Genomic DNA, 20,327 nt, shown 5'->3' with positions numbered 1-20,327 from the left:
TTACTTCAACCGATCCAACCCTTGACGGACATGACCGGCCCACAGGGGGCCAACCCCCTCGATGGCCTCGAGGTCGTCCCGCGTGGCTTTGAAGAGAGACGGCAGGGTGACGTAGCGGTCGATGACCTTCTCCATCAGTGAGATCGGTACCCGGGGAATGCGCGCCAGTGCGCGGAATCCACGTGGGTCGATGCGTCCGTTGAAGCTGTCAGAGCCTGAGGGGAATCCCAAGACTTGGGCGACTCCGGCGGCACCGACCAGGTCGGATTCCTGTAATTCGGAGAGCTGCCGCTGGGCATCATCGACCTCAGCGAGACTTGGCATACCGGTGGAGGTCAGCAGGTAGTCGAACAACAACAGCCTGCGATTGGTTTCGGTGTCTGCGACCAGTTCGCGCAGCTGCAGATCGAGCTGGTGGCCATCTGAGCCCAGTTCGATCACGTCGCGGGAGATGGTTTCAGCAGCACGCCGGAGCAGTTCGGACAGTCGCAGCACGCCGAGAACCTCGGCGGCAGAGGCGTAGCCGTCGATCTCGGCGGTGAAGAGGGCCTCGGAGTCGGCATCGAAACGCGCGCGGTATCGCTCGATGGTGGAGAGTGCCTGGTTGGCGTGAGAGAGGATCTCCGAGGAGTCCTTCAGCACATGCCGAACCCCGTCCACGTACACGGTCATGAGATTCATCGACTGGGACACGCTGATGACTGGCCGGCCCGTCTGTAGGGCAGTGCGCTCCGCTGAGCGGTGCCGCGTGCCGGACTCCTCCGTCGGCAGGGATGGGTCCGGCACGAGCTGCACATTGGCCTTGCGGATGCGAGTGGCATTCGCGGACAACACCACGGCGCCGTCCATCTTGCACAGTTCGCGGAGCCGGGTAGGGGCGAAGGGCACGTCGATATCGAAGCCGCCGTCGCAGATGCTCGCGACCTCGTCGTCGAAGCCCATCACGATGAGTGCGCCGGTGCCACCCCGGCGGATGCGCTCCAGGCCGTCCCGGATGGCTGTTCCGGGGGCCAGCTGCATCAGTAGCTCTTGGCTCAGATCATTCACCTGCTCAGAATAGCCGCACGTAGGGTGTCCGCGACTGTTCCTACTTCGTCCCATGTCATGCCGGCGGGAACTTCGGTGCCGCGAGGGACAATCGCGTGGGTGTATCCCATTCGGACCGCCTCCTTCAGACGGCGGTTCGCATCAGGTACTCGGCGTACTTCTCCGGCTAAGCCGAGTTCACCAAGGACGATCGTGCGTTCCCGGATCACTTGATTTCGGATCGAGGAGGCCAACGCCACGGCGATTGCTGCATCAGCGGAAGGCTCTGTCAGGGACATACCGCCGACGGTAGCGACGTAGATCTCCTTGTCCGCCAGCTTCTTCATCCCGCCATGCTGCTGGAGAATCGCAGCCACCATTGGTACCCGTCGCGGATCTAGTCCGGTGACATTGCGCCTGGGATTGTGTTGCTGGGAATCGACCACCAAGCCTTGGACTTCGGCGAGCAATGGGCGGCGACCATCCACGGTCACTGTGATCGCAGTGCCTGGGGCCGGGTCGCTGTGGTGAAGGAAGAGCCCGCTGGGGTCCGGTACCTCGCGAATGCCGTCGGAGGTCTGCTCAAAGCATCCGACTTCATCAGTGGCACCGAAGCGGTTCTTTAGTCCGCGCAGAAACCTGAGGCCAGTGTGGCGGTCACCTTCAAAGTTAAGGACTGCATCCACCAGATGCTCCATGACCCGGGGGCCGGCCACATTGCCGTCCTTGGTCACGTGACCCACCAGAAGGATCGCAGTACCGGTCTCTTTCGCCATGGAGGTCAGCGCAGCGGTGACCGCACGGGCCTGGGCGACGCCGCCGCGGGTGCCTTCCACGCCGTCGGCAAGCATCGTTTGAACTGAGTCCACAATCATCAGGCCGGGGCGGTGCTGCTCGGCCATGTCGAGCACCATCCCAACATCCGACTCCGCGGCCAGCAACAAATTCTTGTCCAACGCACCGGTGCGCTCCGCGCGGAGGCGGACCTGTCCAGGAGATTCCTCACCAGTCACGTACAGGGCAGTGGAGTTGCCAGCTTTTGCCCAGCGGTAGGCGACCTCCAACAGGAGAGTCGATTTTCCTACCCCTGGTTCGCCAGCCAGAAGAATGACCGAACCCGGCACCACTCCGGTGCCGAGTACGCGGTCGAGTTCGCCGATCCCCGTGGCCATCGCGACCGTGTCCCCCGACGCGATGCCCGTGATCGGGCGAGCGGGTGTACTTGCCCCCGCTAGATGTGAAGCCGTGGACCGGGAGGCAGAACTCGCCTTACCGGTCTTCCCCGTGGAACCCCCGCCAACAGAGGCGGGAACAGCTGACTCCGCGAGAGTTCCCCATTCTTTGCAGGACGGGCATTGCCCAACCCACTTGGAGACCCGGTGTCCGCACGCGGTACACCGGTAGGAGGGTCCCTTGGCCACGGAGTGAAGTGCCGCTCAGAGTGTTACTGGACGGTGGTCAGCGGCTGGGTGGTGGTGCCGGTCTCGCCGGTCATTCCATCCTCGTCGACGTCGCCGTCGGCGGCTGCACCCGAACCGGAAGCGGTGCCCGGCTGGTGAGCCTCGTGGTCCGGCAGTCCGTCAACGCGGTACGGGTCGCCCGGCTCCGGGATGTATGCCGAAACGGTGGCGTAAAGGACGATTTCCTCGCTGCTTCCGTCAGATCCGCTGATGTTGAACGTGATGTCGCGGCTCAGGCCAGCGGCATTGTCGTTCTCACCGGTCAGGGTCTCCGGATCGAGCTCGGTGGCGACGTAGCTGATGCAGGACTGGTTCTCGTCAGCAGCTGCGGCGATGGACTGCAGGGCGACATCGGCGTGAGCAACGACGACGCAGTCGCGGCCGAAGGACAGCGGGTCAAAGCTGCCGCCAACCTGGGAGCGAGCCTCAGCGGCGCTCGTGGCGGCGAAGGGGGAGAACTCGACCTCGCTGACACCCTCAACGTCGATGGAGTCGATCGTGTAGGTCACGTCGGCACGCTCTTCATTGACCGCGGTGAACTTCAGAGCGGCGTAGTCGCTCTCCGGGTAAACGATGATGTGTGCGTCACGGATGCCCACACCACTCGGGATTCCGTCCTTGGAGTTCTTGGCACCGTCAACTGCGGCGACCTGGTCCGAGGTCTGGGTCACCTGGCCGGCGCTGCAGGCGGTGAGAGCCAGGGCGGAACCGACGGCAACGGTGGCGATGGCACTGCGGCGCATTACCGACTTGAGCGACATAACTCGCGTCCTCCATGCTGATTCGAGGAAGGGGGCTGAATGAGATCAACCTTATCTGCTTCATATGGTGTTCTCATACTAACGTAGGTCCACGGGGGCATTCACCTGGACCGTGATAGGCTGGCTGGTCGTTGAAAGGGGCGTGGAAACCAGATGGATTTCAAGGTCGGCGATACGGTCGTTTATCCGCACCACGGTGCGGCGAAGGTTGAGGAAATAACTCAGCGCGAGTTCGACGGGGAAGTGCGCGATTACCTCGTCCTGGAGATCCTCCAGAGTGATCTCCGGATTCAGGTTCCGGCGTCCAACGCTGAACTTGTCGGCGTGCGTGACGTGGTCGGAGAGGCAGGCCTACTGAAGGTCTTCTCCGTGCTGCGTGAGACGGACGTTGAGGAGGCAGGTAACTGGTCTCGTCGGTACAAGGCGAACCAGGAACGTCTGGGCTCCGGTGACATCAACAAGGTTGCTGAGGTTGTTCGTGACCTGTGGCGTCGCGACCAGGACAAGGGACTGTCTGCTGGTGAGAAGCGCATGCTGAGCAAGGCCCGCCAGGTCCTCGTCGGTGAGCTGGCGCTTGCTGAGGGTGTTGATGACCCGAAGACTGAGACCCTCTTCGCTGAGATCGAAGAGACGGTCGCGCGTCACCGTGCGGCGAACCCTGCTGCAGCCGAAGAGGCTCCGGCCCCGGTGGTTGATCTCGACGAGGATGAGGACGAGTAAAAGCTCTCGCTTTACGACGTTGTGGTCCGCAGCCGCCCCGCCCCACAGGCAGGGCGGCTGAGTCATTTGTGGACTGGCCCTGGCCGGTATGCTCAAAATCGTGACTTTCCGTATTTACGACACCGCCACACGCTCCCTCAGAGATTTCACGCCGGTCCGTGAGGGCCACGCGTCCATTTACCTGTGTGGTGCCACCCCGCAGGCGCTGCCGCACATCGGCCACGTCCGGTCGGGTGTCGCCTTTGACATCCTCCGCCGCTGGCTGCTGGCCAAGGGTTTGGATGTTGCTTACGTGCGGAATGTCACAGACATTGACGACAAGATCCTCACCAAGGCCGCGGAGAACAACCGCCCCTGGTGGGAGTGGGTGTCGACTTACGAGCGTGAGTTCACCTGGGCCTACGACCAATTGGGCGTTCTGCCCCCGAGCGTGGAGCCCCGCGCCACCGGCCATGTCACCCAGATGGTCACCTACATGGAGCGCCTCATCGAGCGTGGCTTTGCGTATGCGACCGAGGACGGTTCGGTGTACTTCGATGTCGACGCGTGGGTGAAGTCCCCAGACGGCGACTATGGCCATCTCTCCGGCAACCGTGTCGAGGAGATGGAACAGGGCGAGCCGGATTCGCGCGGTAAGCGCAGCCCGAAGGACTTCGCCCTGTGGAAGTCCGCCAAGGCCGGTGAGCCGTCCTGGCCTACCCCCTGGGGAGATGGCCGTCCCGGCTGGCACCTGGAGTGCTCTGCTATGGCGACGTATTACCTGGGACCTCAGTTCGACATCCACTGCGGCGGACTAGACCTGCAATTCCCGCATCATGAGAACGAAATCGCCCAGTCGCATGCGGCTGGAGATCCCTTTGCGAACTACTGGATCCACAACCACTGGGTGACGATGGCTGGCGAGAAAATGTCCAAGTCTTTGGGCAATGTTCTCTCTGTCCCGCACATCCTGAGCCTGGTTCGTCCGGTGGAGCTGCGTTATTACCTGGGTAGTGCGCACTACCGCAGCGTCTTGGAGTACTCGGAGGAATCGCTACTTGAGGCCGCGGCAGGGTACCGTCGCATCGAGTCGTTCCTGAACCGTGCACTCGACTCGTTGGGGGAGGTCCCGGTCGGTGAACCGACTGAGGCATTTGTCGCAGCGATGGACGAGGATCTGGCGGTGCCACGTGCACTCGCTGAAATCCACCGTGCGGTCACCGAGGGCAATAAGGCACTCGGGGCCTCGGATGCCGAATCCGCCGCAGCCTTGGCTGCATCTGCCCGGGCCATGGCGGAAGCCCTCGGCATCGATCCGCTGTCCGAACAGTGGCGGGAGACCGGTGCTGGTGCTTCGGATGCGGCGATTGCCGCCCTTGACGTCCTGATCGGTGAGCAGCTCCGGCTGCGCGCTACCGCCCGGGAGGAAAAGGATTGGGCTGTCGCGGACGCGGTGCGCGACAGGCTGACTGAGGCGGGAGTCGAGGTCACCGATACCGCGGACGGCCCGCAGTGGTCGCTCAGGGACCAGTAGTTCCACCGGGGTCGGTGGGCGGAGAATTTAAAGGAGAAGTTGATGACGGGTAACTCGCAGCGCCGCGGCGCCGTACGCAAGACCAGCAAGAAGGGCTCCGCCGGTGGCACCGGTGGGCACAAGCGCGGCCTGCAGGGCAAGGGTCCGACTCCGAAGGCGGAGGAGCGTACCTACCACCAGGCGTACAAGCGCAAGCAGAAGCAGGAACGCCGCGATCAGGGTCGCCATCAGAAGGAAGAGGGCCCTGAGCTCGTCGTCGGCCGCAACCCGGTGGTGGAGTGCCTGCGCGCTAAGGTTCCTGCCGCCCAGATGTTCGTCGCACTAGGCACCGACAATGACGACCGCCTCGAGGAGGCCGTCCGCGTCGCCAACAGTCGTGGCATCTCCATCACGGAGGTCCCCCGTCATGAGCTTGATCGCATGACCGGAAGCTCCCTGCACCAGGGCATTGGCCTGCAGATCCCCCCGTACGAGTACGCCACTGTGCGTGACCTCGTCGACCGCGTCACCGCCTCCGGCGAGCCCGGCCTGATTGTCTGCCTGGACAACATCACCGACCCGCGCAACCTCGGTGCGGTTGTTCGCTCGGTCGCTGCGTTCGGTGGTCATGGAGTGGTGATTCCGGAGCGTCGTTCGGCGTCGGTCACTGCCGTCACGTGGCGTACCTCTGCCGGTACCGCAGCTCGCCTGCCAGTTGCCCGCGAGACCAACATGGTTCGCTCCCTTAAGGAGCTGCAGAAGGCCGGTTACCAGGTCGTTGGTCTGGATGCCGGTGGCGACCACACCCTGGACACCTACGACGGCACGACCCCCACGGTCATCGTCGTCGGCTCTGAGGGAAAGGGTCTGTCGCGCCTGGTTCGCGAAACCTGTGACACCATCATGTCGATCCCGATGTCCTCTGAGGTTGAATCGCTCAACGCCTCCGTCGCAGCAGGTGTGACTCTCGCAGAGTTCGCCCGTCAGCGTCGCGCAGCCACGAAGTAGGACCACCGCCGGGGCCCCGTCCCGGCAATGTCGACGGCCCACCCTTCAGTCACCGTATCCGCGGTTTTCTCGACCCGGATCGTGAGTCTGTAAGGGTGGGCCTTCTTAGCTCACTGCCGTCGAGATCAGACGGTTTGTGAGTGAGAATGGTGCGGATCAGCCCATCGGCTCGCGGCCACGTCGTCGCGCTTGGCGTTCCGGCCTCGCACCGTCCCGATGATCCGGCACACCACGTAAATGCCAAACGAGATCATGGTGACAAACACGCTTACCGGCATGCCCGGCGCCAGTGACAGGATCACGCCACCGACGGCGGCGGTCTCGGCAAAAATCACCGACAGCATCACGGCCTTCACCGGCGAGGACGTCACCTGAGCTGCCGCAGCACCCGGTGTGATCAACAGCGAGGTAATCAGCAGAGCACCAACGATCTGCACACCCTGCGCCGCTGTCAGGCCGGTGAGGACAGCGAACAGAATCGCCATGGACCGCACCGGAATCCCGGATGCAGCGGCCATCGCCGGATCCGCCGAGGCAAAGATCAGCGGACGCCAGAACAGCACCACTGCAGCGACGACAACTACGGTGACCACCGCGAGCACCCACACGGACGCTCCGGTCACGCCCACGATCTGACCTGTCAACAGTGAGAATGCTGTCGACGTCCGTCCTGGATACAGGTAGATGAACAGCACCGACAGGCCCATGCCGAAGCCCAGGACCACGCCGACGATGGCATCTCGGCTGCCTTTTCTTGCTAGCACTGCCAGCAGGATTGCCGCAGCCACCGATCCGACGACCGCGCCGACTCCGACGGACACCCCGGCCAGCAGCGCCCCCGCTGCGCCCATGAGCGCTAGTTCAGAGGTGCTGTGCACGGTGAAACTCATCTGCCGCATGACGACAATCGGCGTCACCACACCGGACACGATCCCCAGCAGTGCCGCCGCGATGAGGGCAGACTGGACAAATCCCACGTTGAGTAGGGCCGCGGTGTCCGCGAACCACATGGAGGGGTCCATCAGAGCACCACTACCTTTCCCTCGACTCGGGCGACGGTCATCTTCGTCCGGTACAGGTCAGAGAGGTTCTCGGAGGTCATGATCTCGTCAACAGTGCCCACGTCATGCCCATACGGGGTTAAGTAGACGATGCGATCGACGACATCGAGCACGGGATTAATTCCATGCGTCACCAGAACCACGGCAGTTCCGTGGTCGCGGCGGCGCCGATCCAGCCGTTCCACGGTGCGCTTCTCAGCGGCGGGGTCGAGGCTGAGGAGCGGCTCGTCGCACAGCAGCAATTGCGGATTGCGGATGAACGCCTGTGCCTGCCGGACCAGCTGCTGCTGGCCGCCGGAGAGGGTGCCGACACGACGATCGGCAACGCCGGCTGCACCGACGGCCTCAAGAGCCTCCATCGCTTTACGACGCATACTTGCCCTCCGAAACACCCCTGCATCCCCGGAAAGTGCGACAAGATCCCGGGCTCGCATAGGCAGATCCGGGTCAAACATTCGCTGTTGGGGAATGAAGCTCACACGGGCAGAGCAGTCGACGCTGCCCGCGGTGAGAGGACGGGTGCCCAGAATCGCATTGAGCAGCGACGACTTTCCGACGCCATTGGGCCCCAGAATCGCCACGAACTCACCGGACTCCACAGTCAGATCGAGTCCTGACCACAGCGGCTCAATCGCGGCGTTGTGGAACTGAAGAAGTGGTTCACTCATCGGTTGCGGTGGGCTCCGGGGTATTCAACAGGTCTGAGTCGCCCTCGGACTCATCGTCAACGGGGGACTCGGTGCTGTCGGAGCCGGTGGAATTTCCGGCGTCCGGGTTCACTGAGAATTGATCCAACGTCGAAAGGTACAGATCGATGAAGCTCTGCTCTTCGGAGGGTGACTCGAAGACGTCGATGACACGCAGTCCATTGGCAGTCGCGGCATCTAGCAGTCGTGCAGAGACTTGATCTGAGGTCTGCGGTGCGTAGATGAAGTAATCGGCATCGCCGGACTCAATGATTTCGAGCATTGCGTTGACGTCGGCGGCAGAAGGCTCGGCTTCGGCAAGGGTGGCGCTTCGGTAGCCCTCTGGGGTGATCTCCTCCAGGGCGGTGCCTTCGAGGATGTAGTCCGCTACTGGGTGCGCCTGGACGACGGTGCCGGCATCGAGAGTGGCCTTCTTCTCGCGGATTTCCTCCAGGTCGCTCTCGAGTGTGGACATCGAGGCGGAGCCGTCGCCGAGACGCTCGTTGACGGCGTCCGTGAGCTCAGATCCGACAGTCTCAAGAGCCTCGGTGTCGTACCAGACGTGCTCGTTCACTTCGCCGTCATGAGCATGGTCATGGTCATGAGCATGTTCGTCCTCGTGCGAGTGATCGTGATCCTCATGGTCGGTTTCATCGACATCGAGTGCAGAGATGACCAGAGCGTCCGTCTCCGCGGCAGCGGAGGCAAGCCACGCGTCGTAGTGACCGCCGCCGAGGACCACGATGTCCGACTGCTCGACCAATGCCATGTCGCGTGCGGTCGGCTCGTAGGAATGTGGGTCGGTGTTATTTCCGCTGATAATGGCGGTGATGTCGACCTGATCGGTGTCCTCCACGACAGTGTCGGCGATGTCGGCCCACACCTGGGTGGAAGCAGTGACGCGGAGTTCGGCGTCCTCGTTCACGGTGTTTGAGGAGGTGCTATCCGCGGAGCATGCGGTGAGGCTGATCCCCAGGGTGAGGGTGAACGCCGACGCGGCCGCAATGCGGGGGATTCTGGTCTGCATGCAGCAAGCATAGCCTGCAAATGAAAATCATTGCCAGTTAGCGGAGTGTCGTCTCTTCGGACGTCCACGCTGGAAGGTAGAATTTACCCTGTGAATGAAGCATCCCGACGCCGTGTTCGCGGCACCCTTGCGTCCATTGCCGCAGAGGTCGGGGTGTCCAGGACGACAGTCTCCAACGCGTACAACCGCCCAGGCCAACTGTCGACGGATCTGCGCGACCACATTTTGGAGGTCGCTCGGAAGCAGGGCTATCCCGGTCCAGACCCGATGGCTCGGAATCTGCGCACCCGTCGTGCCGGCGCTGTCGGCGTGCTGTTTACCGAGCAGCTCTCTTTCGCCTTCGATGACCCGGCGTCGGTGGAGTTTCTCTCTGGCCTGTCAGAGGAATGCGGTGCCAGAGAATCGTCGATGCTGGTGATTCCAGCCTCGTCTCACGCGGATAAAGAAGGCCTAGACCTGATCAGGGGAGCAGCAGTGGACGGATTCATCGTCTACTCCGTTGCTGACGATGATCCCTTCCTCGACTACGTAGCCAGCCGCGGCCTCCCGACGGTCATCTGCGACCAGCCAACCGACCGCGACGACCTGCCGTTTGNTGGTATCGACGACCGCGAAGCGATTAAACCCGTTGCGCGAGCACTGACAGAGGCCGGTCACCGGAAGGTCGGCATTCTCAATGTCAGACTCTCCCGAAAGCCTCATGACGGCCCTGTCACCGACCAACACCTCATCAATGCCCACCACCATCTCCAGCGCTTCCGCGTTGAAGGTGCGCTTGAGGCACTAGAGGAGGCTGGGGTCGACCGGGCGGATGTGCCCGTTGTCGGACGCCACCTCAATACCCGCGAGCGCAATTACGAGGCAGCTCGCGAATTGCTCACCGGCAATCCCGACCTCACCGCGGTTGTCTGCACCACGGACACACAGGCTCTGGGTGTCCTGAAATACGCCGAAGACAACGGAATCCGCGTCCCTGAGGACCTGTCAGTTACCGGATTCGACGGCATTGAGATCGCCCGTATGGCAGGGCTAACCACCGTCGCCCAGCCGAACCGCGAGAAGGGCCGCGCCGCCGGGCGGGCCCTGTTCTCAGGAGAACTGGGTCGGACAATCCTGCCGACGGAGATGGTCCCCGGGCGGACAGTTGCTGCTCCGAGGAACCACTAGATCAGCGGCTAAGAGCTGCCTCACGTGCATCAGCTAGCGCCTCGAGGAACTGCGTGACCGTCGCGGTGTCCGGCACCCGGCAGGTCGCTGCAGTATCGCCTTCGCCGACCTTGATTCCGACATCCTGCGGCTGTAGAACCTGAAGCACCGTCTCATCAGTGACGTCATCGCCGATGAAGACGATCGTCTTCTCGCCCTCAGCTCCGCGGAAACCAGATAGGTACGACCCCTTCGTGGCTTCCATGACTGTCGCTTCAACCATGCCTTTTCCCTCAGCGGAGTGAATGGGAACGTCGTGGTGGGCGTCGTTAAGCGCCTGAATTTTGTCGCTGGCCTGGGCGAGGATCTCCGCGCGCCGGGCCGGATCCTGCACCGGGCGGACGTGGACCACGCGGTGGGCGGGCTTGCGCTCAAGGAAAGCGCCCTCCGCTGCGGCAGCGTCAACGATCTGCTGCATCGCTGCATCAACCTCGTCGAGACGCTCGCGCTGCGCCTCCGTCAGCTGCAGTCCACCCTCCGGCTCCGCGCCGTGGCTGCCTACCAGGCCCACCGCCGGACCAAGAGCCGATAGCGTGCGCAGCGTTTCCAGATCGCGACCGGACACCAGCATCACTGCGGTGTTCTTAAGCGCGGCCAGCCGGGCAATCGCCTCCGGGTTGCCCTCGCGCAGGTGCACTGCCATCGGGTCGTCGCTGAAGTCCGCGAGAGTGCCGTCGAAGTCGAGAGCGACGAGAAGATCCGGTGCCTCCGCGACCTTCGCCACTGCGTCTGTAACTGAGATCATCTGGGGAGTGTTCACGGTTCCCACTGTAAACGGACTACAGTCGCCCTACATGGAGCACTCGGAAGCACACGCAACACCCTCGGCACTGGCGACTCTCGACGAAATGTCGATCCGCCGGGCGCTCAGCGAGTTCGCGACGGGCGTCACCGTGGTCACCACCTCTGGCCCGGGCGGACCGTATGGCTTCGCGTGCCAGTCCTTCTCATCCTTGAGCCTGAACCCGCCGTTGGTGCTGTTCACGGTGATGAAGTCCTCCCGCACCTGGCCGCATATTGAGTCCAGCGGCACCTTCACGGTCAATGTCCTCACAGAGGAGCAGAAGAGCGTTTCCGCGGCGTTCGGACGTCGTGGCGAGGAAAAGTTCTTGCACGGCCATTGGGAGGCATCCCCACTGGGTAACCCGGTTCTGGGCGGATGCGCCATTTGGATCGACTGCACCGTGGATGCGGTGTACGACGGTGGCGACCACCACATCGTCGTCGGCGCGATCAAGGACATCGGCCACCGGCAGGATTCCTGCCCGCTGGTGTACCACCGCGGTTCGTACGCCAAGCTCACTGCCTCTGGCGTGGACGCCCCGGCGTCAGAGCCGTGGCGCCAGCGCCCCTCGGTGTAAAAAGCTCCGCTTTACGACGCCCCGGCCCCCACCGTCACCGCCGCAAACCCAGGCTGTGCTTCACCCGGTGGCGCCTCCTCAACTGCAGAGACCCGCAGTTCGCCATTGGTCACGGAGATGGTCACCTCGCCCTCGAGCTGTTCCATCAGTCGGCGTTCGAACTCAGCCGCCGATGACGAGCAGTCCTGCTCTCGGAGAATCTCCAGGTCGCTGAATTCGGCGGTGTCTCCGTTGAGCCAATTCAGATTGCCGCCGAACTCACCACATGAGGAGGATCCGGTGTAGGACACGTGCCCGAAGACGATCGATGGAGGGACTACCTCGGGCGGCAGGGCATGGGGCAGCGACGGGTCGTCGTAGACCGCGGAGACCTGCCAGTCATAGCCCAAGACGTCATCGCCATCCTCCGTGGCGGTGCAGCCGGCGGCAACGATGCCAAGGGCCGCGGCACCAGCAATTGCTACGGTGCCGCGAACTACGCGACGGAGAGAGTGACTAGACCTCATCGCCGCAGTTCAGACAGGAAGCTGTCGGCCCACAGGTGCACGTCATGGTCACGAACCTGCTCGTACATCTTCTTCATCCGGTCCTGCAGGTCGTCCTTCGAACCGTTCGTCGCGGCCATGATCGCCCGCTTGACCGACTCGATGTCGTGGGGGTTGCACAGGAACGCGCCATCGAGTTCGTCGGCTGCACCGGTGAATTCAGAAAGCACCAGTGCACCGCGGTAGTCCGCGTGGCAGGCGACGTATTCCTTGGCGACGAGGTTCATGCCGTCTCGAAGGGGGGTCACGACCATGACATCCGCTGCGGTGTACAAGTCGATCAAGGTCCGGAACGGCAGATTGCGGTGCAGGTAGTGGATCACCGGCTTACCGAGCGAGCCGTACAGACCATTAATGCGACCGACGGTCTGCTCGACCTTGATACGCATGCGGCGGTAGTCGTCGACACGCTCACGAGACGGGGTCGCTACCTGGACGAGCACAGTCTCGGCGGGATCGATAGCCCCTGACTCCAGCAGCTCCTCGAATGCTTCCAAACGCTCATGGATGCCCTTGGTGTAGTCCAGACGGTCCACACCAAGCAGCATGTGCTTCGGATTGCCCAAGTCCTCGCGGATCTGCTCCGGATTGGCACCCTCAGCCATCTTCATGACCGAGGGCGAATCGATGGAGATGGGGAAGGACGCAACGCGGACGGGGCGGCCATCCGGAGCGGTGACCGTAGCGGTCGCCACGCGGACGCTGGAGCGGCCCTCAACCTTGAGCTTTGCCGGCAACCCGGTGTGCGGCAGGCCGCTACCGGAGACGTTGGCGCAGAGCTCCAAGAAGTTGTTCGCGAACGAGTCGAGGTGGAAACCGATCAGGTCGGATCCGAGCAGACCGCGGACCAGTTCCTCACGCCACGGAATCTGACGGAAGATCTCCGGCGGCGGGAACGGAATGTGGAGGAAGAATCCGATGGTCACATCTGGGCGCAACTGGCGCAAAATGCCCGGCACCAGCATCAGCTGGTAATCCTGCACCCAGACAATGGCACCTTCGGAGGCCTGGTTAGCGGCCTCGATGGCGTAGCGGTGGTTGACCTCGCGGAAAGACTCCCACCATTCGGTGTCGTACTTCGGTGGGACGATGAGGGAGTGGTGCAACGGCCACAGGGTGCCGTTGGAGAAACCCTCGTAGAAATTCTCGTAGTCGTACTCCGAGAGCTCCACCGGGTAGAGGTGCAGCCCGTTGTCGGTGACGATCTCCTCCGGAGGAGCGTCGTCACCTTCACGGGTGCCGGCCCAGCCGACCCAGGCACCTTCGTTCTCCAGCAGGACTGGAGTCAATGCGGTGACCAGTCCTCCAGGGCTGGCCTCCCATGTGGTGGAGCCGTCTGGTTCCGTCGTCGGCGCGACAGGTAGACGGTTGGCGACGACGACGAAATCAGACATTGTTAGGCCTTCTTTGCAGCTTTCTTGGCGGCCTTTTTGGCCGTCTTTTTCGTTGCTTTCTTGGCGGTCTTCTTGGCTGCCTTCTTAGTCGACTTCCGCGAACGGGTGGTCGGCTTCGGGGCGTTGGCCTCCATCCACTCTGCGTGGACCTTCTTATGCTCAAGACCCTCGGGCTCGATGCCGAGCATGCACATGAGGGTCACGCAGTCATGGAAGTCATCGGAGAACGATGCGACAACCTTGCGGGCTCCAGCGGCGGTTTCCTCTTCAACCTTGACGAGGGCCTCATTCTGGGCGGTGCGGGTGTCGGTTACCTTCGGCGGCACGAATCCTCCTGATTTTGGACTGCGAACGGACAACCTAGTGTACCAGCGCCAATGGTAGGTGAATCCGGCCGGCCCAGCCATCGGTCGAGGATGTGGACAGTGTTCATCTGAGACGTTGCTGAAGCGCGGTCGGAAACACCGATTCGCACCCGCTCAGGCTGGTGGCGGGGTTGATGCGCAACCTCCGTGCAGGACCTAGTAGCATGCAGAGCTGCAATTACCGCCGGGCCGGTGGATGGTTGCACTGCTGGAGTGGCGCAATTGGTAGCGCAACGGTCTTGTAAACCGTAGGTTGCGAGTTCAAGTCTCGTCTCCAGCTCAAATGAGCAGTGCAGTACCTCGCAAGCGGGGTGCTGCCCTGTTTCGTATGAAATCGGTCTTCTTTCCAGGTCGGCCTAGGGAATTCACCCGCTAGTTCATCCAGTTGTTACTGAGTCTTCCAGCATTATTTTTGTGGGAAACATATGTTCAGGCGATGAGAACCACAATTCGTCGGGAAGCCCTGTCAGTCGGTGTGTCCGCGGTCTTAGTCGGTGGTGCGCTATCAGCTCCGGCAGCGGCAGGTGCCTCGTCGGGGTCAGTGGGAAATCTGTACGGGCCCCAATCACCTCTGTACGTGGTGTCCGGTGCATACAGCGAACCGGTATGGGTCGACGTAACCGATGAGAGCGGCAATCAAGCTTCCGGCCCGATTCCCTCGGGCGCGTTGCAGTCCCTGTCCAATTTTCGAGACGTGTCAGGACCGGCCGGGCAGCCGCTGACCACATCTGACGGTCGCACGGTGAAGTCCGGCCTGGCCTATCGATCGAACTCCTTGCATCGGGCCGCAGATTCAGACCTGGCCAACATGGTCGCTGCGGGTGTCACGGAGGTCATCGACCTACGCAATGCCAAGGAAAGGTCGGAGGATCCAGACCGAATCCCGGTCGGCGTGGCCTACACCGTGGCTGATCTGGTGGATCTGTCCCAGGGAGTGTTCTTCGATGAATCACCAGTGGTGACAATCGCCCCAACGTTGGTGGATAAGGTGCCCGCCGCAGTAACCGATGAGCAGGAGCGGAAGGACCTCGGGCAGTTGCTCGGTTATCAATTGATGGCGACAAATTCGGCATCTCACCGTGCCTTCGCCGACACGTTCCGTTCACTCATTGATGCTGATGGTGCGGTGGTGTTCCACTGTTCGGCAGGGAAGGACCGCACCGGATTGGTAGCGGCCTTTCTGCTCAGGATTCTCGGAGTCGACTTGGCGGATATCGACGCTGACTTCCTCGCTAGCAACAGCTACCTGGGGCGGGAGGACTCGGTGAAACTCGAATGGCCGCACGCAACGTGGAATGACATCGACCGGGTGTATGGGAGCTTCGATGCCTTCGTTAGTGGGCCTCTGGGCCTGAATAAGGCTGACATTTCGAAACTTCGGGGCGACTACCTGCAGTAGAAAAGCAGCCGACTGCGATTAGTACTTGACGCCCAACCGGTCCAGAGTCAGCCGCATCATCGGCGTGGGCTTGTTGTGCTTAAGCCACTCTTCGGCGCCCGCGATCTGCCGCTCTTCGGGGGCATCCGTGAGTCCGAGGTCCTGCATGAGTGACTGCCAGCTAACGGGGCCCTTGTTCCCGTTGCGGTTCGTGTCAAGAACCCCTGCTTGCTAGTCAGACTCCCAGGTCTCGGCAAGCGGGCTGGCATCTTCATACAAGGTCACTACGGGCCTCCTGGTCGGGCGATAGGACTTCGATGACCTTACGTCCTGCGGAGCGACCTCCGTCACACGGCTTGGCTTTGTGATGCAGACAATTCAGGCCCGACGAACGCCCTGTCGCTGGTCTGCGGCCTGTGGAGAGAATCTGGCGGCTGACTGAATGTCCGCGCCGGGCGGAGTCAGGATGTCGTCCTGAATGGTGAATTCAGGAAAACCAAGATGTTCTCGAAGTTCACGGTCGCGGCGCTTCCTGGACCACACAGAAGCGGACCAGACCACGGCCATGGTCACCATCACGGCGACGAGCCAGAAGAAAACAGAAATGGACATAGGGAGGACCATAACGGTCTGTTCGCTCTGTGACCAGATGCCCCCGGTTGTTATCCCTCACTAGGACTCGCCTGTGGAGGATTAGACCCCCGAAAGGGTGCTATCACTGATGAAACAGTCAAACGGTCCTATCCTGGGCGATGCGATCGAGGAGAGTGATTATGAAGAAGACTCGAGTCTTGTTTGTAGGTTCCCAAGACATGGGGATGTCCCGCATCGCGGAAGGTCTCCTGAGATACGCCGATCCGAACGCGCTGGTCTCCTCTGCGGGAGTCGATGTCGATCCCGATGACCGAGGCGTTAACCAGGACGCGCGCCAGGCGATGGCAGAGATCGGCGCGCGGTGTGATGGAGACCCGGTGCAATTGACGGCATCAGTCGCCGATCGCCAGGACGTGGTGATTGTCGTCGGAAATGTCGATACCGCAGAGTGCATCGCCCCTGACTGCAGTGAATTTCGATGGGTACTGGAGGATCCCGCCAATCGTGGGATCACCGGAATAGCGCGCTACCGCGTGCTTCGCGATGAACTGAAGGTCCGCATCCACCGGATGGTCGACGGGGGTTACTCTCCGGAGGCCTGCCGCTTCTGAGTGTCATCTCGGAGGATCTCGGCGATCACCTTCGCCACCCTCGGGCTGCTGGGCAACAAATGATGGGGAACCCGGTCCACGACGGTGGCGCCAGGTGCGGCAGGGACGATGACATCTGCAGATCCGTGGACATCTGACCACTGAACTGACTCAGTGCCAGGCACCGCCCCGGTCTTGCGACTGCGAGTGCCAAACTGCTGCCGCACCGCAGAGCCTGCGAACACGGGTGCCAGCGGCGACCACCAGGGCTTCGGCAGACCCAAATGAGTTCCGCCAAGGGCGACAACCTTGCGGATGGGAAAGATGCTGTCCCCATCGCGACGCTCGCTGAACCGCGCCACAATCTCATCTGCAACGCGTGCACCCAGGGAATGCCCCACTAGGTCCACCTGATGGGCACCGGTGCGAGTCAGCACGTCTTGCACGACCTCCCACGCTTCATCAACACACTGGGTGATCGGCGCGGTTCCTCGGTTTCCGTAGGTGGGACAAGCCACCGGCCGATCCCGTAATTCCTCGACCAGTGGCATCCAGCTTCCCCCGCTCGCCACAGTCCCGTGGAAGCAGATGAGTGGGGGAGGGGTGGTGAGGGAGGCGTCGGGAAGCGATGCGTTATTGAACGCGAGAGCGTTCCCCCTCGCCGGAAACCACAGTCCCAGCGGGTAGAGCCGCCTCACGTCACTGAGTCCTCGACTCCGAGAGCTCCTCAGATGCGCCGTCCCCGGCCATCTCCTCAGCAGACTCGGTGTCATTGTCGACCAAAGCTAGAAGCTGCTCGCGGATGATCGGACGAACCCGGCGATCGGACACCATGTCTTCGTGGAGGATCACCGCACGCGGGTAGAGGTCTTGCACGTACATGTTGGTGACGCGGCCGGAGCCGTCATCCTCCAAAAATGTCGACGACGGGGGATTGATGAGCTGATCGGTCTTCGAGGCCAGACACGTGTACGTGACCCCGGGGGCGAGGTCTTTGCTCTCGGAGATGGTTCGCACCGTCTCCGAACCAGCGAGCTGATCGAGGCCTGCACCGCCGAAATACCGCTCAGCGATGTTGTGTACCAGGGACTCGACTGCGTGTTTGCTGGTTTCCGGGAGCCCGGGAATTTTGAGGATGCTGGAGGAGCGGCCCAAAATGTCCGTCCCGTGGTTTGGAGCGGAGATACACACCACGTGATGGATGTCCGCGGGCATGGAATAGGAAAGCATCGTCGACAGCAGACCACCCTGGGAATGGCCGCAGACGATCACTTTCTCCGCGCCAGTGATCTTCTGCACGGCGTGGATGTACGCGCGTACGTGATCGAGAGACTCGTTGACCGGGTTCGTCGCGCGGAAACCGTAGTCCGGTGCGAACACCGCCCAACCGTCCTCACGAAGATCCTTGCCGAGCTCCTGCCACACGCCTTTCGATAAGCCAGTTCCATGAATAAGGATCACCGGCCAGGGACGCTCATCGGTGACCTTCGCTCGCCAGTCGTCTTCGAATATGCCGCGCCGGGTGATCCACGTCGCTACCGGAGCGGCTGCTTCCTTCGCCGAGACCTCACCGGCCAGAGCCTCACGGTCGGACATTTCCCCTTCCGTCGCATCATCGTCCTGATGACCGAGGATCTTGGGGAACTTCGGCAGTTTGAGCTGCAGAAAATCAGACTTCTCCGACTGCTCCTCCGGCAACTTGTCAGCCGCGTTCTCGTTGGAGTCGTCGTCCCTGTGGTCCAGCTTTCGGGTCATCGTCTATTCCTCTGAACGGTGGTAGATCGGTGAACTGGTGTCGGCCCCGGCGGTGGGCGTCTTCTGTGTCGGCTACGGACGACCGTCAGCGTCAGTACCAAGAGCGGCGCGGAGCTTCTCTGCTGCCTCGTCCATCTTCTGCGGGTCTGGGTCCCGGAGCGCGTTGGCCAGAGAGTACCCAGACATGTCTGCTGCCGGGAAGACGTGGACGTGCAGGTGCGGGACCTCAAAGCCGGCGATGAGGTAACCGGCGCGAGGGGCATCGAAGGAATCGACGACGGCGCGGCCGACCATCTGGGCGACCTCGTTGACGCTCGCCCAGACCTCCGGTGAGGCGTCGGTCCACTTGTCGATTTCCTGGACCGGGACCACAAGAACGTGGCCGTATGCGACCGGCTCAATGGTGAGGAAAGCGACGACTGAGTCATCGCGGTACACGAACCGCCCCGGGAGTTCGCCGTTGATGATTTTCGAGAAAACAGTAGCCATGTCTCTACGTTAATCGGGAATCACTGATATCGCCCGGAGAACGCGCATCCTTCTCGGGTGAAGTTGAATCACGGGCTGTGCAGCCGCGGTCGGCGCCTGTGGATAGAATCACCCCATGCGCATCTTCGTCATTGGTAACGGTGCCCGCGAGCACGCCCTCCTCAACGCCTTCAGCACGGACCCGCAGGTGACAGAACTGCACGTTGCCCCGGGCAACGTGGGTATGGAGTCAATCGCGACGCTCCACCAGGTCGTCGCTGATGACCCGGAGGCTGTTGTTTCGCTTTCCGACGCCCTCGTCCCCGACCTCGTCGTCATCGGCCCCGAGGTCCCCCTCGTTGCCGGCGTCGCCGATGCAGTGCGTGCCGCGGGCTACCCGGTCTTCGGGCCGAACGCCGATGCTGCCCAGATCGAAGGTTCCAAGGCGTTCGCCAAGGACGTTATGCAGGCAGCGGGTGTGAAGACCGCGCACGCCGAGGCTATCCAGCCCGATGCCACTGGCGAGCAGATCGACGCCGCTATCGATAACTTCGGCCCGAACTGGGTGGTCAAAGATGACGGACTGGCTGCAGGCAAGGGTGTTGTGGTGACGCAGGACCGCGCTGAGGCTCGCGCCCACGCCGTCGACGTCCTGTCCGCCGGCAACCCGGTCTTGCTGGAGTCCTTCCTGGACGGCCCGGAGGTGTCCCTCTTCTGCTTGGTCGATGGTGAGACCGTGGTCCCACTGGTCCCAGCTCAGGACCACAAGCGAGTAGGCGAAGGCGATACCGGCCCGAATACCGGCGGTATGGGCGCCTACGCACCGCTCGATTGGCTGCCGGAAAACGCAGTCCAGCGCATCGTCGATGAGGTCTGCATCCCGGTCGCTTCGGAGATGTCCAAGCGTGGCGCTCCGTTCCAGGGCCTGCTCTACGCCGGCCTGGCGTGGGGTTCGGACGGCCCGTCTGTCATTGAGTTCAACTGCCGCTTCGGTGACCCGGAGACCCAGGCCGTACTGGCACTGCTGGAGTCGTCTCTGGCCGAGGCCCTGCTGGCCGCCGCCACTGGAAAGCTCGCCGAGCACCCAGAATTGCAGTGGAAGGATGGTTACGCACTGACTGTCGTTCTGGCCTCCCTCGGGTACCCGGCCGCCACCCGCACCGGTGACGTCATCACCGGCGCCGAACCGGGCCGCGAAGTCGATGGTGTTCTGCATGCGGGAACCAAGCGCAACGACAATGGTGAGATCATCTCCGCCGGCGGCCGCGTCCTCAATGTCATCGGAGTTGGCTCCACCCTCGAGGAAGCCCGCAACTCCGCCTACGACACGCTGAAGAGCATCTCCCTGGACGGCTCTCACTTCCGCGGCGACATCGCCCTGCCGGCAGTCGAAGGCCGAATCTCCATCCCGGAGTAACGGATCGAACCCC

Annotated in this window: 23 protein-coding genes and 1 tRNA gene; 9 read left to right on the top strand and 15 right to left on the bottom strand. The window is 62.4% G+C overall.

Annotated features, from left to right (window positions below; genetic code table 11):
* The 3 genes from disA to YWU_RS17450 are packed head-to-tail and all read right to left on the bottom strand — an operon-like array spanning position 1 to position 3,247.
* Positions 1–1,101, bottom strand: coding sequence for a DNA integrity scanning diadenylate cyclase DisA (gene disA, locus YWU_RS0105405; protein ID WP_084141821.1), 1,101 nt, complete (start codon positions 1,099–1,101; stop codon positions 1–3).
* Positions 1,044–2,447, bottom strand: a complete 1,404-nt coding sequence (gene radA / locus YWU_RS0105400) for a DNA repair protein RadA (protein ID WP_027019659.1) — start codon at positions 2,445–2,447, stop codon at positions 1,044–1,046. Before radA ends, disA begins: the two co-directional genes overlap by 58 nt.
* A 23-nt stretch (positions 2,448–2,470) precedes the next feature.
* The gene (locus YWU_RS17450) at positions 2,471–3,247 is read right to left on the bottom strand and encodes a hypothetical protein (RefSeq protein WP_051260070.1); all 777 of its coding nucleotides are present in this window, start codon (positions 3,245–3,247) and stop codon (positions 2,471–2,473) included.
* 153 nt (positions 3,248–3,400) lie between these two features.
* On the opposite strand from YWU_RS17450, the gene YWU_RS0105390 reads away from it, so the two are divergent.
* The 3 genes from YWU_RS0105390 to rlmB all read left to right on the top strand — a co-directional run bounded on the left by YWU_RS0105390 (position 3,401) and on the right by rlmB (position 6,467).
* A complete protein-coding gene (locus tag YWU_RS0105390) occupies positions 3,401–3,967 on the top strand; it encodes a CarD family transcriptional regulator (protein WP_027019658.1) in 567 nt (188 codons plus the stop codon).
* A 100-nt stretch (positions 3,968–4,067) separates the two neighbouring features.
* Positions 4,068–5,480 (top strand): cysteine--tRNA ligase, encoded by a 1,413-nt coding sequence (cysS, locus tag YWU_RS0105385; protein WP_027019657.1) that lies wholly within the window; start codon positions 4,068–4,070, stop codon positions 5,478–5,480.
* A gap of 42 nt (positions 5,481–5,522) precedes the next feature.
* The gene (gene rlmB / locus YWU_RS0105380; protein ID WP_027019656.1) at positions 5,523–6,467 is read left to right on the top strand and encodes a 23S rRNA (guanosine(2251)-2'-O)-methyltransferase RlmB; all 945 of its coding nucleotides are present in this window, start codon (positions 5,523–5,525) and stop codon (positions 6,465–6,467) included.
* Positions 6,468–6,592: 125 nt separating this feature from the next.
* Here rlmB and YWU_RS15360 read toward each other — a convergent pair whose 3' ends face one another.
* Genes YWU_RS15360 through YWU_RS15355 form a run of 3 tightly spaced genes read right to left on the bottom strand, consistent with a single transcriptional unit; the run spans position 6,593 to position 9,241 of the window.
* Positions 6,593–7,489, bottom strand: coding sequence for a metal ABC transporter permease (locus YWU_RS15360; protein WP_034647146.1), 897 nt, complete (start codon positions 7,487–7,489; stop codon positions 6,593–6,595).
* Positions 7,489–8,196, bottom strand: coding sequence for a metal ABC transporter ATP-binding protein (locus YWU_RS0105370; protein ID WP_027019655.1), 708 nt, complete (start codon positions 8,194–8,196; stop codon positions 7,489–7,491). Before YWU_RS0105370 ends, YWU_RS15360 begins: the two co-directional genes overlap by 1 nt.
* The gene (locus YWU_RS15355) at positions 8,189–9,241 is read right to left on the bottom strand and encodes a metal ABC transporter solute-binding protein, Zn/Mn family (RefSeq protein WP_051260069.1); all 1,053 of its coding nucleotides are present in this window, start codon (positions 9,239–9,241) and stop codon (positions 8,189–8,191) included. Before YWU_RS15355 ends, YWU_RS0105370 begins: the two co-directional genes overlap by 8 nt.
* Before the next feature lie 90 nt (positions 9,242–9,331).
* On the opposite strand from YWU_RS15355, the gene YWU_RS0105360 reads away from it, so the two are divergent.
* The gene (locus tag YWU_RS0105360; RefSeq protein WP_027019654.1) at positions 9,332–10,408 is read left to right on the top strand and encodes a LacI family DNA-binding transcriptional regulator; all 1,077 of its coding nucleotides are present in this window, start codon (positions 9,332–9,334) and stop codon (positions 10,406–10,408) included.
* Position 10,409: 1 nt separating this feature from the next.
* Here the strand turns inward: YWU_RS0105360 and otsB are convergent, their stop codons facing one another.
* Positions 10,410–11,207: a trehalose-phosphatase gene (gene otsB / locus YWU_RS0105355; RefSeq protein ID WP_156892723.1), complete on the bottom strand. Its 798-nt coding sequence runs from the start codon at positions 11,205–11,207 to the stop codon at positions 10,410–10,412.
* A 34-nt stretch (positions 11,208–11,241) separates the two neighbouring features.
* Between otsB and YWU_RS15350 the strand changes: the two genes are divergently transcribed.
* Positions 11,242–11,808 carry a flavin reductase family protein gene (locus YWU_RS15350; protein WP_051260067.1) on the top strand — a complete coding sequence of 189 codons (567 nt, stop codon included), beginning with the start codon at positions 11,242–11,244 and terminating at the stop codon, positions 11,806–11,808.
* 11 nt (positions 11,809–11,819) lie between these two features.
* On the opposite strand, the gene YWU_RS0105345 is transcribed toward YWU_RS15350, so the two are convergent.
* The 3 genes from YWU_RS0105345 to YWU_RS0105335 are packed head-to-tail and all read right to left on the bottom strand — an operon-like array spanning position 11,820 to position 14,073.
* Positions 11,820–12,314 (bottom strand): META domain-containing protein, encoded by a 495-nt coding sequence (locus YWU_RS0105345; RefSeq protein WP_027019652.1) that lies wholly within the window; start codon positions 12,312–12,314, stop codon positions 11,820–11,822.
* Positions 12,311–13,747, bottom strand: coding sequence for an alpha,alpha-trehalose-phosphate synthase (UDP-forming) (locus tag YWU_RS0105340; RefSeq protein WP_027019651.1), 1,437 nt, complete (start codon positions 13,745–13,747; stop codon positions 12,311–12,313). Before YWU_RS0105340 ends, YWU_RS0105345 begins: the two co-directional genes overlap by 4 nt.
* A gap of 2 nt (positions 13,748–13,749) precedes the next feature.
* Positions 13,750–14,073, bottom strand: a complete 324-nt coding sequence (locus YWU_RS0105335) for a hypothetical protein (RefSeq protein WP_027019650.1) — start codon at positions 14,071–14,073, stop codon at positions 13,750–13,752.
* A 246-nt stretch (positions 14,074–14,319) separates the two neighbouring features.
* On the opposite strand from YWU_RS0105335, the gene YWU_RS0105330 reads away from it, so the two are divergent.
* Both YWU_RS0105330 and YWU_RS15345 read left to right on the top strand, forming a co-directional pair.
* Positions 14,320–14,392 (top strand) — tRNA-Thr (locus tag YWU_RS0105330).
* A gap of 156 nt (positions 14,393–14,548) precedes the next feature.
* Positions 14,549–15,511: a tyrosine-protein phosphatase gene (locus YWU_RS15345; RefSeq protein WP_034647143.1), complete on the top strand. Its 963-nt coding sequence runs from the start codon at positions 14,549–14,551 to the stop codon at positions 15,509–15,511.
* Between the two features lie 18 nt (positions 15,512–15,529).
* Here YWU_RS15345 and YWU_RS18780 read toward each other — a convergent pair whose 3' ends face one another.
* Positions 15,530–15,658, bottom strand: coding sequence for a hypothetical protein (locus YWU_RS18780; protein WP_276201917.1), 129 nt, complete (start codon positions 15,656–15,658; stop codon positions 15,530–15,532).
* A 210-nt stretch (positions 15,659–15,868) separates the two neighbouring features.
* The gene (locus tag YWU_RS0105315; RefSeq protein WP_027019649.1) at positions 15,869–16,102 is read right to left on the bottom strand and encodes a hypothetical protein; all 234 of its coding nucleotides are present in this window, start codon (positions 16,100–16,102) and stop codon (positions 15,869–15,871) included.
* Positions 16,103–16,263: 161 nt separating this feature from the next.
* Here YWU_RS0105315 and YWU_RS0105310 point away from each other — a divergent pair, with 161 nt between their 5' ends.
* Positions 16,264–16,695: a low molecular weight phosphatase family protein gene (locus YWU_RS0105310; RefSeq protein ID WP_027019648.1), complete on the top strand. Its 432-nt coding sequence runs from the start codon at positions 16,264–16,266 to the stop codon at positions 16,693–16,695.
* On the opposite strand, the gene YWU_RS0105305 is transcribed toward YWU_RS0105310, so the two are convergent.
* The 3 genes from YWU_RS0105305 to YWU_RS0105295 form a co-directional block, all read right to left on the bottom strand.
* A complete protein-coding gene (locus YWU_RS0105305) occupies positions 16,668–17,447 on the bottom strand; it encodes an esterase/lipase family protein (RefSeq protein WP_084141819.1) in 780 nt (259 codons plus the stop codon). The two genes, YWU_RS0105310 and YWU_RS0105305, sit on opposite strands and share 28 nt — an antisense overlap.
* A complete protein-coding gene (locus YWU_RS15340) occupies positions 17,374–18,429 on the bottom strand; it encodes an esterase/lipase family protein (RefSeq protein WP_240484063.1) in 1,056 nt (351 codons plus the stop codon). The genes YWU_RS0105305 and YWU_RS15340 overlap by 74 nt, the downstream gene beginning before the upstream one ends.
* Positions 18,430–18,501: 72 nt before the next feature.
* Complete coding sequence (locus YWU_RS0105295) at positions 18,502–18,918, bottom strand: HIT family protein (RefSeq protein ID WP_027019646.1); 417 nt, start codon at positions 18,916–18,918, stop codon at positions 18,502–18,504.
* Between the two features lie 115 nt (positions 18,919–19,033).
* Between YWU_RS0105295 and purD the strand changes: the two genes are divergently transcribed.
* Positions 19,034–20,314 carry a phosphoribosylamine--glycine ligase gene (gene purD / locus YWU_RS0105290; RefSeq protein WP_027019645.1) on the top strand — a complete coding sequence of 427 codons (1,281 nt, stop codon included), beginning with the start codon at positions 19,034–19,036 and terminating at the stop codon, positions 20,312–20,314.
* Positions 20,315–20,327: the final 13 nt, after the last annotated feature.

This window comes from Corynebacterium sputi DSM 45148 (assembly GCF_000427865.1).
Classification (GTDB): domain Bacteria; phylum Actinomycetota; class Actinomycetes; order Mycobacteriales; family Mycobacteriaceae; genus Corynebacterium; species Corynebacterium sputi.
Note: the sequence above shows the minus strand (reverse complement) of the source record. Positions and strands in the feature narration are given on the sequence as shown.

Excerpts from the sequence above, each read along its gene's own strand:
- disA (WP_084141821.1), bottom strand. The coding sequence starts at position 1,101 with ATGGGACGAAGTAGGAACAGTCGCGGACACCCTACGTGCGGCTATTCT.
- YWU_RS17450 (WP_051260070.1), bottom strand. The coding sequence starts at position 3,247 with ATGTCGCTCAAGTCGGTAATGCGCCGCAGTGCCATCGCCACCGTTGCC.
- YWU_RS0105390 (WP_027019658.1), top strand. The coding sequence starts at position 3,401 with ATGGATTTCAAGGTCGGCGATACGGTCGTTTATCCGCACCACGGTGCG.
- rlmB (WP_027019656.1), top strand. The coding sequence starts at position 5,523 with ATGACGGGTAACTCGCAGCGCCGCGGCGCCGTACGCAAGACCAGCAAG.
- YWU_RS15360 (WP_034647146.1), bottom strand. The coding sequence starts at position 7,489 with ATGGACCCCTCCATGTGGTTCGCGGACACCGCGGCCCTACTCAACGTG.
- YWU_RS0105370 (WP_027019655.1), bottom strand. The coding sequence starts at position 8,196 with ATGAGTGAACCACTTCTTCAGTTCCACAACGCCGCGATTGAGCCGCTG.
- YWU_RS15355 (WP_051260069.1), bottom strand. The coding sequence starts at position 9,241 with ATGCAGACCAGAATCCCCCGCATTGCGGCCGCGTCGGCGTTCACCCTC.
- YWU_RS15350 (WP_051260067.1), top strand. The coding sequence starts at position 11,242 with ATGGAGCACTCGGAAGCACACGCAACACCCTCGGCACTGGCGACTCTC.
- YWU_RS0105345 (WP_027019652.1), bottom strand. The coding sequence starts at position 12,314 with ATGAGGTCTAGTCACTCTCTCCGTCGCGTAGTTCGCGGCACCGTAGCA.
- YWU_RS0105340 (WP_027019651.1), bottom strand. The coding sequence starts at position 13,747 with ATGTCTGATTTCGTCGTCGTCGCCAACCGTCTACCTGTCGCGCCGACG.
- YWU_RS15345 (WP_034647143.1), top strand. The coding sequence starts at position 14,549 with ATGAGAACCACAATTCGTCGGGAAGCCCTGTCAGTCGGTGTGTCCGCG.
- YWU_RS18780 (WP_276201917.1), bottom strand. The coding sequence starts at position 15,658 with ATGCAGGACCTCGGACTCACGGATGCCCCCGAAGAGCGGCAGATCGCG.
- YWU_RS0105315 (WP_027019649.1), bottom strand. The coding sequence starts at position 16,102 with ATGTCCATTTCTGTTTTCTTCTGGCTCGTCGCCGTGATGGTGACCATG.
- YWU_RS0105310 (WP_027019648.1), top strand. The coding sequence starts at position 16,264 with ATGAAGAAGACTCGAGTCTTGTTTGTAGGTTCCCAAGACATGGGGATG.
- YWU_RS0105305 (WP_084141819.1), bottom strand. The coding sequence starts at position 17,447 with ATGACACCGAGTCTGCTGAGGAGATGGCCGGGGACGGCGCATCTGAGG.
- YWU_RS15340 (WP_240484063.1), bottom strand. The coding sequence starts at position 18,429 with ATGACCCGAAAGCTGGACCACAGGGACGACGACTCCAACGAGAACGCG.
- YWU_RS0105295 (WP_027019646.1), bottom strand. The coding sequence starts at position 18,918 with ATGGCTACTGTTTTCTCGAAAATCATCAACGGCGAACTCCCGGGGCGG.
- purD (WP_027019645.1), top strand. The coding sequence starts at position 19,034 with ATGCGCATCTTCGTCATTGGTAACGGTGCCCGCGAGCACGCCCTCCTC.